The organism is Sporosarcina thermotolerans (genome assembly GCF_030067815.1).
Taxonomy (GTDB): Bacteria; Bacillota; Bacilli; order Bacillales_A; family Planococcaceae; genus Sporosarcina; species Sporosarcina thermotolerans.
Genome location: NZ_CP125968.1, coordinates 1,852,214 through 1,866,172, shown reverse-complemented (window position 1 = coordinate 1,866,172; position 13,959 = coordinate 1,852,214). Strand labels below are relative to the sequence as shown.

Sequence of the window (13,959 nt, the reverse complement as noted above, 5' to 3'; positions counted from 1 at the left end):
AATGTCAAAAGAACTTTTCATCACAACAGATCTACAAAAAGAATGGATGGCTAAAATAATGGGCCTGGAATCACAAATTCGAGGCTCTGCCGAAAAGACAGACAAACTTGCCGTCTTTCCAAAAGAAAATATTCAATCCCTCGTAGAGCTTGGCTATACAACACTCACACTTCCAAAAAAATATGGAGGTGGTGGAATTACGGTGAAAGACATGGTTTTATTACAAGAAACGATTGCATCCTTCGATGGCGCCACCGCGTTATCCATCGGTTGGCATCAGGGCGCGGTTGGTGATCTTTATGAAAACGAACTATGGGAAACGAGCCGGTTAGATCATTTCGCAAAAGATGTCTTGAATGGTGCATTAGTGAACCGTGCGGCAAGTGAAGCCCAAACTGGCAGTCCAACTCGAGGTGGTCGCCCACGAACAACGGCGGTCAAAAAGGATGGACATTGGGTCATTACCGGTCAGAAAAACTTCACTTCGATGTCACCTGTACTCACTCACTTCCTTGTCTCAGCTTGGGTAGAGGAACGCGAAGGCATCGGCTTTTTCCTCATCAAAAGAGACAGTGAAGGGTTATCCATAAAAGAGACTTGGAATATGCTCGGCATGCGTGGCACTGAAAGCCATGACTTGGTTTTGAATAATGTGAAGGTCAATGAGGAAGCCTTCGTTGAGTTCAGCAAAGGCCCCCGTGGAGACAAATTGAATGGATGGCTTCTACATATTCCAGCCTGTTATTTGGGAATTGCGCAAGCTGCCCGTGATTACGCCGTGAAGTTCGCAGTAGAATATAAACCGAATAGCATTCAAGGGAGTATTTCTGAATTGCCGAATGTCCAAAGTCATATCGGCAAATTGATCTCGAATTGATGCAAGCGAGACATTTCCTTTATAGTGTCGCCGCCGCGTATGATGACACAGATAGACGGAAATCGATGAAACAAGAATTAGGAGCCGCAAAGCATGTAGTCACAAACGCTGCAATTCGAATTGTTGACCGCTCAATGCGTCTCGTCGGGGCGAAAAGCCTGGAGTTAACCAACCCACTTCAACGCTATTATCGGGACGTCCGTGCCGGTTTGCATAATCCTCCAATGGATGATATGGTCGTTTCGAAAATAGCGAAGGTGGCAATCGAGGATATGCTTAATGATTAAAAGACTTGTCATAACAGGTTACAAAGCACATGAATTAGGCATTTTCAACGATACTCATCCTGGTATTGGTATTATCAAAAAGGCGTTAGAAAGCAGATTGACTCCCCTTTTAGATAGTGGCCTTGAATGGGTGATCCTCAGCGGACAACCGGGCGTTGAGACATGGGCGGCAGAAACAGTGATTGACTTACAAGAAATCTATCCTTCGCTACAATTTGCAGTCATCACACCTTTTTTGGAACAAGAAAAAAATTGGAATGAAGCGAAGAAAGAAGCTTATGAATTCATCCTCACCCATGCAGACTATACAGTTAGTTTAACGAAACGTCCTTATGAAGCCCCGTGGCAATTTATCGAGCGCGATAAATTTTTATTGCGGAATTCGGACGGGATTTTGCTTGTTTATGATGAGGAAAACGATGGATCTCCGAAGTTCATGAAGAAAATGGCTTTGAAGTTTGCGGAAACGAGCGATTATGAAGTGCTGACGATAACGGCGGATGATTTACAACTAATAGCTGAGGATTTGCAGAGACGGGATTGGGATTGAACTTGATCGAACGAGAATTCCTCATGAAGAAACGAGCGCTTTTCAGTATAAACGAGCGGTTCCCGAAATAAACGAGCACTTTCCAGAATAAACGAGCGGTTCCCGAAATAAACGAGCGCTTTCCAGAATAAACGAGCGGTTCCCGAAATAAACGAGCACTTTCCAGTATAAACGAGCGGTTCCCGAAATAAACGAGCGCTTTCCAGAATAAACGAGCGGTTCCCGAAATAAACGAGCACTTTCCAGTATAAACGAGCGGTTCCCGAAATAAACGAGCGCTTCAATCAAAATAGCTGTCCGCCGGTCAGATAACGACCGATGGACAGCTATTCCTTTTATTACTTCTGATGCTTTTCCAAAAACTCCAACATCAAACTGTAAACCTTTATTTCATTCTCTTTCTTCGAAAAACCATGACCTTCATCTTCCAATATTAGGTACTCAACATCTCGTCCTAAGCCTTCCAACTTTGCAACAATTTGGTCAGACTCCTCTTTCACGACACGCGGATCCTTCGCGCCTTGAATAACCAACATTGGTTTCACCATTCCGTCCAGATACGTAACTGGGGAATCTTTAATGAATCGTTCTTTATCACGTTCAGGATCTCCAAGCCAGCGATCCATTATCGGCTTCCAGTGAGGAGGAACTGAATTGACGAATGTAAATAAATCGGATGGACCGAAAATATCTACGACTGCTTTGAAGTAATCTGCATGGCGACCGTGCAGCAGTAACGCCATATAACCACCGTAACTTCCCCCGACAAGGAAAAGACGGTCACGGTCCGTGATATCGTTATCGAATAACCATTCGATCCCTGCCAAACAGTCAAGGCGAGGGCCTTCGCCCCAGTCCCGCTCCACCATTTTCGTGAATTCCGAGCCGTACCCAGTACTTCCCCGGAAGTTTGGCGCAAAAATGTTATATCCCCTGTTCAAGAAGCATTGGAACATCGAACGGAACATTTTCCGTTCAGAGGCTTGCGGACCGCCGTGTGGCCAGAAAATCGTAAAGCCATTTGCATTCTCAGGCTTTGCCTTGAATAGTAAAGATTCAATTTCCAAACCGTCGAATGACTTATAGGAAACAACATCAGGCTCAACCATTCCATCTTTGCTGACACCAAGCACCCTGTTTTCCGTAAGCTGCTCCCACTCTTGTCCATCCGCTGATTTGAAAATATTATGCGGAGCTGTAGCACTTGCTCCTAAGATATAGAGATTTCCAGCTTTCGTAAAATTGATTTGATAAAGCACATCAACCGGCAACGTACACTCTTCCGGCTTTTCCCCTTCTAACTTAAAGCGGTATAATTTATCAGTTACCCCTCTGGAAGTGACGAAGTAGAACTCGCCTTTATCCTTATTGAACTTGATTGTCTGGATACTTTCCCCTTCAACTTCCAAAACTCTTGAAAATTCTTTTGTCGTCAAATCAAATTTCGCAATATAAGAGAAATCTCCCTCATAATCCGTTACAAAGTAAATTGTATTATCATCCGTAAATACCGGATCATAAGCGACATGCACCTTGGAAACGTCAGGCGTTAAGTTGAAAGTCTCTTCCCCATTTTCACGAAACTAATTGAATATGTGTTCGCAAATGAACGGGAATATACAAACTTCTCTTCGTCATTTGATACTGCCGAAAGACGCGTAGGTGATGTCTCTCCAATATTCAATAAAGTATCTACACCACTTTCCAAATTCCGCATATGCGTATTCAAGTACATCGGATTATCCAAGGACGTCACATAGTAAATTCTTTTTCCATCTTCACTTAGGTGGCTGAAAAAGAATTTTTCATTAGAATCCCCTGTAATTAATGGATGTGGCAAACCACCTTCTAGGGGAATCGAATAGATTTGATAGTTTTCATCCCCATCACTATCGAATCCGGCAAGAACATATCGATTGTCCGGATCGAACTTGATGAAATTGCAGGACTCGTCCCGATGAGCAAATAAATAAGGAAACGATTTAGGAAGATCCATTGCCCATAAATTCATCTTTCCATTTAAATTCGTGTTGAAGACAAGTTTAGTTTCATCAGCATTTACATCAAAATTCGTAATTGCATACGTACGGAAAAACTGCTCAACTGTTGGTTTCGCGAAAGTAATCATGATTTTCCCCCTACTTGAATTCTATTTCCCACTCAAAGTATAGTATAACATTTCTATACTTATGAAAGAATCATATTTAACTATCTTTGTCGAATAATCGTACATCTCAGTTTTCATTCAAATTAGCAGCTCCACAAGCATACGCTGTCATAGTGGGGGTGAAGCTTTTGGAAATCGAAAAACAGCAAACAAATGGAATGGCTGTTAGTTCACTTGTTTTAGGAATTCTTGGAGTCGTGTTAAATCTAATACCAATCCTCCCTTATCTACTTGGTATTTTAGCTATCGTTTTCGGAACGATGGGCAAAAAAACAGAAAGTGGAAAAGGGATGGCCGTTGCGGGTACCATTTTAGGTGGTATTGCTTTAGCCATGAAAGTTGTTTTTTGGCTCTTTGTCATTGCGATTGGGGGACTAAATTATTAGGTGTTTTACAGAAGAAATCCGCCTCGAAAGAATCGGGACGGATTTTTTTCATACATTATTTAGTTGGTTCTCTACCAAATCTCCGATGAACGGCAATTTGAAGTAGTTTCCTTTATACGCCTGGTACATCAAGAAAATCATTAACACAAATGAAAGTGGACCTAACAGCAGACTAATCATGAAACCTATGATAGGAATGAACCCTAACACAATGCCGATTAAGAAAATTGCAAGTGCAGTGAAAACTGCTTGCAAGGCGTGGAATCTGATGAAACGATTTTCTTTTTCTATAATCAGAAAAACAATACCGATGATGAAGATATAACAAAGCATTCCCCAACATTCTCTGTAAGTCCAATTGACGTCTTATCGGACTTATCTTGGGTAACTAAAAGATTACTTTGTTTGTCATCATCTAATTTGTTTTCACTCAATCAGCGTGCCTCCTTTTTAGCTACTATATGGGAGTGCCACTAAAAACATTCCATATATATTATGTGTTTGGATCATACTCATTTTGAGCCTGCTTTCCTTTCACTAATATACGAAAAACTTTTATCAATTTTTTCGGCGATAAAATGTGTTCTTTCAAACAAAACTGATTTCAGGAAGTCCATTTGCCGCATCAATTTGTCGACCAATCCTTCCTGCTGTTCAATCCTGTCCACGATTTTCTCCTGTGTACTCTTCTGCTCCTCCAGTGATATCGAAAATTGCTGCTGACGATCGAGTTGCTCATCCATCTTTCTCAAAAGCATTTCCTGATCTACGTCAAACTTTTTTAGTTGCTCGGCTATTTCCGAGTTTGATTGACTTAACTGATTAATTTGCTGGACGAGTTCTTCATTCTTTTTCCGCTTTTTCTCCAAAGCACTTTGCAGCTCTTTGTTTTGATTATCCAGACGTTCCAATGTTTCCATTGCTTCCCGCTCAAAATGGTGGTGCTGTGATTGATTTTCCAGGATTTCATCGAACCGATAGTCGGTCGTCTTCCATCGTTCGGATTGAATCCTTTTCTGATTACGAAGTTGTTTCTCCAGAACACCATATTTCTCATTCATTTTGTCAAAAGCTTTCTGTTGCTCTTCCAAAGCCGTTGAAACCGTATCAGTACGAAAGACCTCCTGATTATGATTATCTATATTGTTGCCTTCATATATTTTCAATTCATTTTTTCTGTTAAAGAACAATCCCATCATTCAACCCCCATCCATCGTTTTCTTTATGATATGTCGTCAAGTCTGTATTTGTACGGAAGAGGTATTTAGTGCGATGGAAAAAATAGGCAAAAAATAGAGAAGGGAACCGAAAATCCCTTCTCTACATGTTCATCGGTTACTTTTCAAAAACTTGGTGGAGTACTTTGTCCGCCTGAACGTTAATTAAGTTTTTATAAATACTGTTATTCGGTTTAGTTCGAAGTGTTTTGGCAAATGAGTTCGCATGCTCCGCCTCACCAACTACATATAATTCCTTCCAGTCACGTTCTTTTCGGATCCTTTCGACAATGACGCCCATTTCTTTATAAAACCGCTGTAGATTTTCTTTAAGACGCTGATCAAGTCCATCGCTATTACCTTCACCTGTTCCTGTTTGAAGTGACGATTTCACCCTATTATTTTCTTTCCAAACATCCAAGCCCGAGTCAAATCCATATGACCTCTCACCCGTAATGAACCCCATCGCAGTATCCAAAATACGTACTTCCCCAAAGCTTGGCAAAACAATGCCCGCCTCTGGGTAAGCCTTTAGCATATACTCCATTTCCTCTGTAACTGGGTGGTCCTCCCAGTGGAAGCTGTTCTTCACTTGCACTTGAACGTAGTGGACTGACCATAATTCGGGATCCTCGGACGCAAAAATAACGACTCCTTTATTAAAGTCGCCTTGATTGGTTTCAATTTCCTTCGTTACTTTATCCCTCAATTTTTTGTACGCTTTTAATTCCTTTTCATCGTTAGAAGCTTCCAAATACTCATGGATGCGCTTCAATCCAGTTTTCAAATGGATTCGCCAAGCACCATTCTGTTGTTCCGGGTCGGCAGCGTTGGTATTTAAGTAAACACTTAACACACAGCGGGAGTCGCATTTGTATTCCTTCAGTTTTTGCAGTTCTTTACTAAATGTCATCTATCCCGAACCTCCTTAAAGTATGCTCACTTTTAGCATACCCTGGTGATTCAAATCTAAAACGAGGAGTTTCGGCATGTCAGTCGATTGTAATGTTTCACTGTAATTTCTCAGCATAAAACGATTGAATAGCGCCATATTATGAACGACGATAACGAAAGGAGCGAAAAAACATGGGAAGAGATAATCATAATAACAAGACCGGAAATAATAAAAACTCTTTGCCGCAAACTCCTAAAAACCAGAAGATCAAACCAGGAGATATGAAGAGGAAATAGCAAAGGAATTTGCAGAGCTACGAAGTGGCAATAAGGATAAAAAGAAGAAACAATTTAGATGGCCTTAATAGTATGCCCCTACACGAAAAATTCACGTGTAGGGGCATCAGATTTTTAATTTTAAATGAATGAAATGAAATAAAAACGCATAAATGTCTGGAAAGAAGCATAAAACCCTAAAAAGAAGCATAAAGTCCCGGAAAGACGCATAAAAAATAGTTATGCGTATCTTGGTCGATTTATGCGCACCTAACAAGATTTATGCGCATTTCAACCAATTTATGCGTTTTTGTGATCAAATTAATTATTTTGTTCCAGACTTTCATATACAGCCATCATATCCCGTTTATTCAACTCACGAATACGGTCGAAAATTGGAATGTCTGATACGGCTTTTGAACTTTCATCCACAACGTCCCTAACTTTGCCAGTGAGCCAAGTTAGTACGTCTATCCCCTCGACGAGTTCCTTCAGACCTTCCTCATTGATGCCTGTAGCATGGCAGCTTACACAAGGGATTGTTAATTTGAACACGCCATCATGTAAATTTTCCTCTGATATCACTTTTTTACCTTTACAGAACGGACAAGGATGGGCTTTTCTAATTTTGTTAATATGTGTGACTAATTTTTTATAACCAAATGCTTCATAAACATAGGTCAGCTTTTTGTATTTTCCGTTTGTGAAATACTTATCGATAATTATTTCTCTTGTTTCATTCACATTGGGGAAATCGCAGATCGTAACTTGATTATTCCTACTGATCGACTCGATATTACCTTTAATGTTATCCCAAAAAGGCAAAGCATTCTGTAAGACGATTTCATATCCAGTGAAGCTTGCCTGTTCCAATTCAAACATTTTCAGTGCGACTTGTACTTCCCGAGGTTGCAATGAAATATCCTTCGTCAAAATCATCTCACCGCCGACAATCGATTTTAGTTTGACAAGGACAGGTAAATCACCAACGATTGCTAATACTTCACTAACTTTCAAATTGATCATTTCACGAATATCCGTGTTTTCGTACTTTAGCGGTTTTTGGTGGTTCAACACTGTACCTTCACAAATAGGACATCTAATCTTTTCTTTAGAGACTTTCATTTGCTCTTTAATATCTGATTTGAAACGACCATATACATGCCTAAAATTGTATTAAATCCTACCCATGTTCTGCGCGCCTTTCCTTCCTTATCATAAAATGACTTCTCAAAGTATCCATACCAAAACGTATGCTTTTCTTCATCGGTCATCTCGTTATAACTCTTTGAAAGGTCATGTCCTAATTCGTTCTTAATTTCTTCAAATAGAAATTTCAGCTTATCGTGTTTATAATACTTCAATACTTCCATCACTTCAGGATGAAGCAATCCATTCCAGAAAGGAACGTCTTTGTTTTGAATGACAAGTTCTTTATCAAAAACTTCAATCTCAAGACGGCCGGAGCATGATGGGCAATGATTGTCTTTATTATAGAAATCAAAGCTTTTCGTATCTTTGTTTGTAGGATGCGCCGCCACGATATGGTTGATAAGCCCACCGATTTCATACAGAAAACTATATTGGCTATACAAATGTCTTTCAAGGTCAATGGCAATGACGGGTGCGATGGTGTCAGATTCGTATTCACCGTAAATCAAACGGGCCATCGAGGACAAACTTTTTAAGATACCGCCTTTATAGATGTTCTCTGCGTTTTTAAAGTAATCGATATGATTTTCTTTTAAATAAGAAATGCCATTTTGCTGTTTCAGTGTAGAAGAAATATGCGCGGGCACCTCAACATCTTCCCTATTTTTATCCTTATAATAATCGTTATGACTAACGACATCTAAATGTGTAACAGGGTCACTTATTCTCTTCCCAAAATCGGCGATGAAATCCGAACTCTCCATCATATACCCATTATGTTCAATCATGATAATTGAAACGGTTTCATCTTCAAGAATTAGCCTGAGACTATCAATGAATTGATTCAAAATATTTTGGGATAAACCTTTTGAAGGCTCGTCAAATATAAAAAGTGTATGCGGTTTTCTTGTGTTAGAAAACAGTTCTGAAACTAAATGGACACATTGAAATTCACCCGTCGACAAAGTCTGTGTCTTTCTTTCCAACGTTAGGTAACCGAGTCCAAGTTTGATCAATAAGCTCAAACGTTTATGAGCAATGTCTTCATTCGGCAGATCATCGATAATATCTTCAATCGACCGTTCAAAAATATCATCAATCTCATCGCTGTATTTATTAAGCTTCTGTTTAATATCAAGGAACGTTGCAACTGTCGAACGGCTCGTAATCGATTGGTTGCGGTCCTGGCCAACTGTGACCAATTTATCTTTCGGATATCGCTTCACAAAATCTTTGGCGACACATTCATTGATAAGTGTAGATTTACCGCAACCGGACTCGCCCGTAACGGTTACAAGTCTGTTTTTCGGAATCTCAAATTCAGCCATTTGGATATTACGGCAATAAAGATCCTTAAACAGATAGGTTTCTGTTGGCTTTTCTACATTCAGTTCCTGAAAAACAGGTTGTGGACGCGGTGATTCTTCAACAATTTTCCCGCCATATTTACCACTGCCAGGTCCGAAGAAAACTTGCTCATCCGTTATATCGAGCACCGTGTCCGAATGGTCGATGAGCAAGATTTGATTTTTATAGCCCAATTGCTTAATCTGCTCTAAGATTTTCAGTAATGTTTGGCGATCAAGACCGACTGAGATTTCATCGATAATAATAACGGTATTTTCACTAGCTGCCATGAATTCCGCCAAGTAAAGGCGTGTCAATTCTCCACCAGATAGTGTACCCATTATGCGGTTTACTGTTAAGTAACCGATATTCATATTGATAATATTTTTGAGGATCAGTTGTTTCGCTTCACTAATATGTAATTCTTCAGCAAGTGAAAGAATCGTTTCCAACGCTCAAGTTGTTAATATCGGCAATCGTATGCGGTTTATCAAGTAATTCAATCGTATATTGCATTACATCTTGATTATAGCGTTTACCTTCACACGCCTTACATTCAACGTTACTATTACTCCCGCGTCCTTTACATTTCGGACACCAGCCTAATTCATTGTTGAATGAAAACACTTCTGGAGAAAGATTAAATTTATCGGCAATACTTGCTCGAATCTCTGTGAAAACGCCTGTATGTGTTCCAATGGTTGATCGTGGATTCGAAGAAATGGATGATCTACCGAGAAAAAGCACTAAAGGCATCTCTTCCATTTTGATGGCACTGAAATTGGTTTCCATAATATTTGGGAATAAATATTGGTAGTCTGCCTTCGGTAATAAGGAAACGAGTCGCTTCTTCGACTCTTCGCCGATTGTCTGGCAAAAAGTAGTTTTACCAGACCCGGATAATCCAGCAATGCCTAACGATTTATCTTCAGGAAGATCTGCATTTAAGCGTTTAATATTGTTAGCGATTAATTGGTTTATTTTCATTTTGACATCCTCTCCAATCTCTGACTATAGTATCGCCATGTTAATAGAACTTCATTACTTATTCCAATAAAAATGACGCTTTCCCTCTCCTGGAAAAGCGCCCTATAATAGGTTTAGTATGGAGTGTTCGTGGATATTTTACTCTTCTTCTAACACAATTGTAAGCTTCTCGGACATATTCGTCCAACCATATTGAGCACCCTTCAATCCGTCTTCACTGTGGATTCCGGTTTGATCAAGGTGGAGATTTGTGTTGCCATCCGGCGTCTCTGTTAATGTCCAAGTGACTACATGCTCTTCAGCGCCACTCGCCCATGTGTAAGAAATCATATTCGGCTCGTCCACTTCCAAAACTTCACCCTTGACGATTCCATCCCACCATTCACTTGGCTCGGCGCGGAATGTAAACTTATGTCCGACTTCTGGTTTAAAGTCATTTTTCCAGATCCACTTCTCAAGCATATCCGAATCCGTTAATGCGTGCCACACTTTGTCGATTGTTTTGTTGTACTGAAAATCCATAGTTAAAGATAAACTCATTCTTCTTCCTCCTCTAATAGTTGGTTAAGGCGAGACAGTCGGGCACTCCAGAACTTGTCGTAGAAAGCCACCCAATCTTGAATTTCTTTGAGCGGGGAGGCGTTCAACTTAAATCGGGTTTCCCTGCCTACTTTTCTGCTTGTCACAAGTCCCGCCTCTTTTAAGATTGCCAAATGTTTTGAAACTGCAGTACGACCCATTTCGAAATGAAACGTTAGCTCATTAAGAGGCGATTCTTCTACGTCTGCCAACAATTGAAGCAGTTTCCTCCGAGTTGGATCAGCTACCGCTTCATAAACATCTCGAGTAGGTCTTGTCCCGTTCAAAATCACTCTCCCCCAATTTTCGCAAAGTGATACCAAAAGGTGTCCTAATGGAATTAATAATACGACACTGTTGGGTGTCGTGTCAAGTATGTCCTTGTTGAATACTTTTAGTCAAAGTGTTTAGGGGGAGATGGGGATTGAAAGAAAATACTTCAAATAAAAAAACCTAATTTCTCATTTATTGTGAAGAAATCAGGCTTTTATCATTCAATTTAATCACTCAATATCGATCTGCTTTAGTATAGCATTGACCTGTATGCCCCGATTAACAAGCATATGCTCAAGTTCATCGGCAGTTTTTTTCCATCTTTGCCCCATAATTTCGGCATCGGGACTTTTTTTAATTAATTTTTTAAGGATCAAATATTGGGATACATATAATGCATGTTCTTCTGATACTTCTATGTGCGGTGCTACACCTATTCCTTCCCAATTATCATTGGTTATAGGATTTACTGCTCTGCCAATCGGAATATTTACAGTGAAGTGATCATTAATTCTTTGAAAGCCACCAGGATGTGCACCGCCACTCGTTCTTTCACCAACTATTGTAGCTCGCTTTAGTGCTTTAAGATTGTAAGCAAAGTCTTCTGCTCCAGAAAATGTCCTCTCACTTGTTAAGACAAACACATCTTTATCATGAAGAGTTTTGCCCTCAATATGGGAATTAGTCCAAATTTGCTCGATTCGGTTGCCTTTCCTCCAATGAAAATCATTCAAGTGCACTCGACCTTTGAATAAATAGCTGCAAATTAGGGCAACCATACCAGCATCCCCACCTGTATTTTCTCGCAAGTCAAATATTATGGCACTTGTATTTGTTAGGAAATTGAGTGAAGCAACCGCCACATCACCTTCGATTTCCGTTTCAAAGAACTTTACTGTTTTATGATAGCCAATATTCCCAGGTAATCTCTCAACTTTATCAAATCCATAATTATGCAATGCTAAAAGTCTATTTCTTTTTTCAGCTTCTTTTTCCTTATCTGATTCGGTCTGGGCTTTAGGCATTTCAAGAAACTTTAATCCAAGATGCTTATCCTTACTTATACTTTGCAAGTCTTTCGTTATTATTTGGCAAAATTGAGTAGGGTCAATAATTTCAATGTAATCTCCATTGTTTAACTTACTAAGAATTATATTCTCCACTTTCTCTGCTACTTCAGGAAATATATAGGATTCTTTTATTAACACAAGCATTCGTGTAATAACCTCTTGCTGTAAATCATCAGTAAGGACATATTGAATTTTAGTTGGTGTCTCGTTCATTATAATCCCCCTTGTACTCATCATTTTCCTACAGCAAATGTCTATCACCCAACGAAATCACTTGGAATACTGCCCTGTTCAGATATGTCTATCGTCCAAGCAATCATGGTAGTACTATCTCTTACATTATTATTTATAATTTTATCAAAAATACTAAAAAGAGTTACGACGGGTTCCCCCTCCATCAATATATCTCCTAAATCGATTGGGTTCGTGAAGGGTTCCCCTGGACATTCAAGCAAGCCATCCGTTGTCATGAAGATATGATTTGTCCCTTTTCTTAATTCCCGAACACCGGACGAGAAGCACGGCACAGCTTTATCAAACGTATTCACTTGACCGATCCACTCATAGAATTGCCTTTGATTCAGCTGAAATTGACCAAGAGCGATTAATTCCGGATGGAAAACGTAAACTACACAATCACCGACAGAAAACCACCAAAGATAGTTTTCCTTACGGATACAGATGAGACAAGCCGTCTCACCTTTGACCTTTTTGCATTGATCAAGAAATTCGTCACTTTGGAAGATATCAAGCAACTTCTCTTGAACATGGTGAAATCCCGGTTTGGCAATCAATACAGAAAGTTCCTGCTTGGATTTTTGCAGTGTATTGATCACAAGCGCGGCACTTTCAGCACTATAATGTGCATCAAGAACTGCGGCAAACTCCCAATCATCACCGACCCAAATGACACATCCGTCCTCATTCTTATATTGACCAGCTGACGAATTGCCGCCATAAAGCCCAACTGTTACGTTACCGATTGATTGCACAAAGGGATGATCAATGTAATGACGGTCGCTTCCAACCCATGAAAAACTATTCATGGTTATTTGTTTCCAAATATGATTTGATACGTAGACAAAGTTCCTTCACTTCTTTATTTCCGCCTACCGGGGCACCTTCCCAGTCATGAACGGACATCGGTCCCCAATATTCCCTTGGAGTTCCTAAATACCGCGGCACAATATGCATATGCAAATGAGGTACAGAATTTCCTGATACAAGCGAATAGATATGTTCCGCTCCTTCAGTCACCATAAGAGCCTTACTCACCCGTGCCATGGTACTTCCAAACGCCTTCGCTTCCTCTTCATACATATCCCCAAGTGTCGGTGTATGCCTCTTCAGATCAATCATTAGATGACCTAAATAACCGGGTTCACCGTTATTATCGATATGCCCAACATACACAAATTCATCTTCGTAGATGGTGATACCATCTGTCTGAATTTCCCCCTTATGTTTATCACAAATGAAACAAGACTCTTCCATGACTCCATTTCCCCCTCTTCTTGATTCCACAGAGTTTTTATATAGGCTTTTCACAAGGGCTCATTCTTCTGTCCTACGGGTCCGTTCTTTTCTACAAAGGCCCATTCTTTCCCTGTTTAGGTCCATTCTTTTATACAAGGGCCCATTCTTTCCCTGTTTAGGTCCATTCTTTTATACAAGGGTCCATTCTGGCACCTCAACGGCCCATTCTTCCTACAGCTTTATTTTCAACTAAATTGATTGAGATCGAGTCCTTCTGATTCGATGACGATTGCTTTCATCCCTTCGTCTGTTGATGTTTCATGTCCTTCTCCTTTACCCCAAATGACAACATCACCCGACGTAACTTTCACTTTCGGTTCATCGCCTGTTCGGACCCAGCCTTCACCTTCAATGATTACAA

The 13,959-nt window shown here is 40.1% G+C and carries 11 protein-coding genes and 3 pseudogenes; 4 read left to right on the top strand and 10 right to left on the bottom strand.

Annotation, left to right across the window (positions count from 1 at the left end):
- Position 1: 1 nt before the first annotated feature.
- Positions 2-1,164 (top strand): annotated as a pseudogene (locus QNH10_RS10690) (acyl-CoA dehydrogenase family protein).
- Positions 1,157-1,714: an SLOG family protein gene (locus QNH10_RS10685; RefSeq protein ID WP_283731554.1), complete on the top strand. Its 558-nt coding sequence runs from the start codon at positions 1,157-1,159 to the stop codon at positions 1,712-1,714. The pseudogene QNH10_RS10690 and the gene QNH10_RS10685 overlap by 8 nt, the downstream one beginning before the upstream one ends.
- Positions 1,715-2,052: 338 nt before the next feature.
- Here the strand turns inward: QNH10_RS10685 and QNH10_RS10680 are convergent.
- Positions 2,053-3,842, bottom strand: a pseudogene (locus QNH10_RS10680) (S9 family peptidase).
- Between the two features lie 167 nt (positions 3,843-4,009).
- Here QNH10_RS10680 and QNH10_RS10675 point away from each other — a divergent pair.
- Positions 4,010-4,267, top strand: coding sequence for a DUF4190 domain-containing protein (locus tag QNH10_RS10675; protein WP_283731553.1), 258 nt, complete (start codon positions 4,010-4,012; stop codon positions 4,265-4,267).
- Positions 4,268-4,315: 48 nt separating this feature from the next.
- Here QNH10_RS10675 and QNH10_RS10670 read toward each other — a convergent pair whose 3' ends face one another.
- From QNH10_RS10670 to QNH10_RS10660, 3 genes are all read right to left on the bottom strand, one after another.
- Complete coding sequence (locus QNH10_RS10670; protein WP_283731552.1) at positions 4,316-4,600, bottom strand: DUF4870 domain-containing protein; 285 nt, start codon at positions 4,598-4,600, stop codon at positions 4,316-4,318.
- Between the two features lie 179 nt (positions 4,601-4,779).
- Entirely contained in the window at positions 4,780-5,466 is a 687-nt protein-coding gene (locus tag QNH10_RS10665) for a hypothetical protein (RefSeq protein ID WP_283731551.1), read from the bottom strand.
- Positions 5,467-5,602: 136 nt separating this feature from the next.
- Positions 5,603-6,397 carry a VLRF1 family aeRF1-type release factor gene (locus tag QNH10_RS10660; RefSeq protein WP_283731550.1) on the bottom strand — a complete coding sequence of 265 codons (795 nt, stop codon included), beginning with the start codon at positions 6,395-6,397 and terminating at the stop codon, positions 5,603-5,605.
- A 173-nt stretch (positions 6,398-6,570) separates the two neighbouring features.
- Here QNH10_RS10660 and QNH10_RS20620 point away from each other — a divergent pair, with 173 nt between their 5' ends.
- A complete protein-coding gene (locus QNH10_RS20620) occupies positions 6,571-6,675 on the top strand; it encodes a YfhD family protein (protein ID WP_347177865.1) in 105 nt (34 codons plus the stop codon).
- 300 nt (positions 6,676-6,975) lie between these two features.
- On the opposite strand, the pseudogene QNH10_RS10655 reads toward QNH10_RS20620, so the two are convergent.
- The 6 genes and pseudogenes from QNH10_RS10655 to QNH10_RS10630 form a co-directional block, all read right to left on the bottom strand.
- A pseudogene (locus QNH10_RS10655) lies at positions 6,976-10,140 on the bottom strand (ATP-binding cassette domain-containing protein).
- Between the two features lie 138 nt (positions 10,141-10,278).
- Positions 10,279-10,680: an SRPBCC family protein gene (locus QNH10_RS10650; protein ID WP_283731549.1), complete on the bottom strand. Its 402-nt coding sequence runs from the start codon at positions 10,678-10,680 to the stop codon at positions 10,279-10,281.
- The gene (locus tag QNH10_RS10645) at positions 10,677-11,006 is read right to left on the bottom strand and encodes an ArsR/SmtB family transcription factor (RefSeq protein ID WP_283731548.1); all 330 of its coding nucleotides are present in this window, start codon (positions 11,004-11,006) and stop codon (positions 10,677-10,679) included. The genes QNH10_RS10650 and QNH10_RS10645 overlap by 4 nt, the downstream gene beginning before the upstream one ends.
- 216 nt (positions 11,007-11,222) lie before the next feature.
- A complete protein-coding gene (locus tag QNH10_RS10640) occupies positions 11,223-12,275 on the bottom strand; it encodes a S41 family peptidase (protein ID WP_283731547.1) in 1,053 nt (350 codons plus the stop codon).
- 44 nt (positions 12,276-12,319) lie between these two features.
- Positions 12,320-13,108 carry a PP2C family serine/threonine-protein phosphatase gene (locus QNH10_RS10635; protein WP_283731546.1) on the bottom strand — a complete coding sequence of 263 codons (789 nt, stop codon included), beginning with the start codon at positions 13,106-13,108 and terminating at the stop codon, positions 12,320-12,322.
- Positions 13,101-13,556 carry an HIT family protein gene (locus tag QNH10_RS10630; protein WP_283731545.1) on the bottom strand — a complete coding sequence of 152 codons (456 nt, stop codon included), beginning with the start codon at positions 13,554-13,556 and terminating at the stop codon, positions 13,101-13,103. The genes QNH10_RS10635 and QNH10_RS10630 overlap by 8 nt, the downstream gene beginning before the upstream one ends.
- Positions 13,557-13,959: the final 403 nt, after the last annotated feature.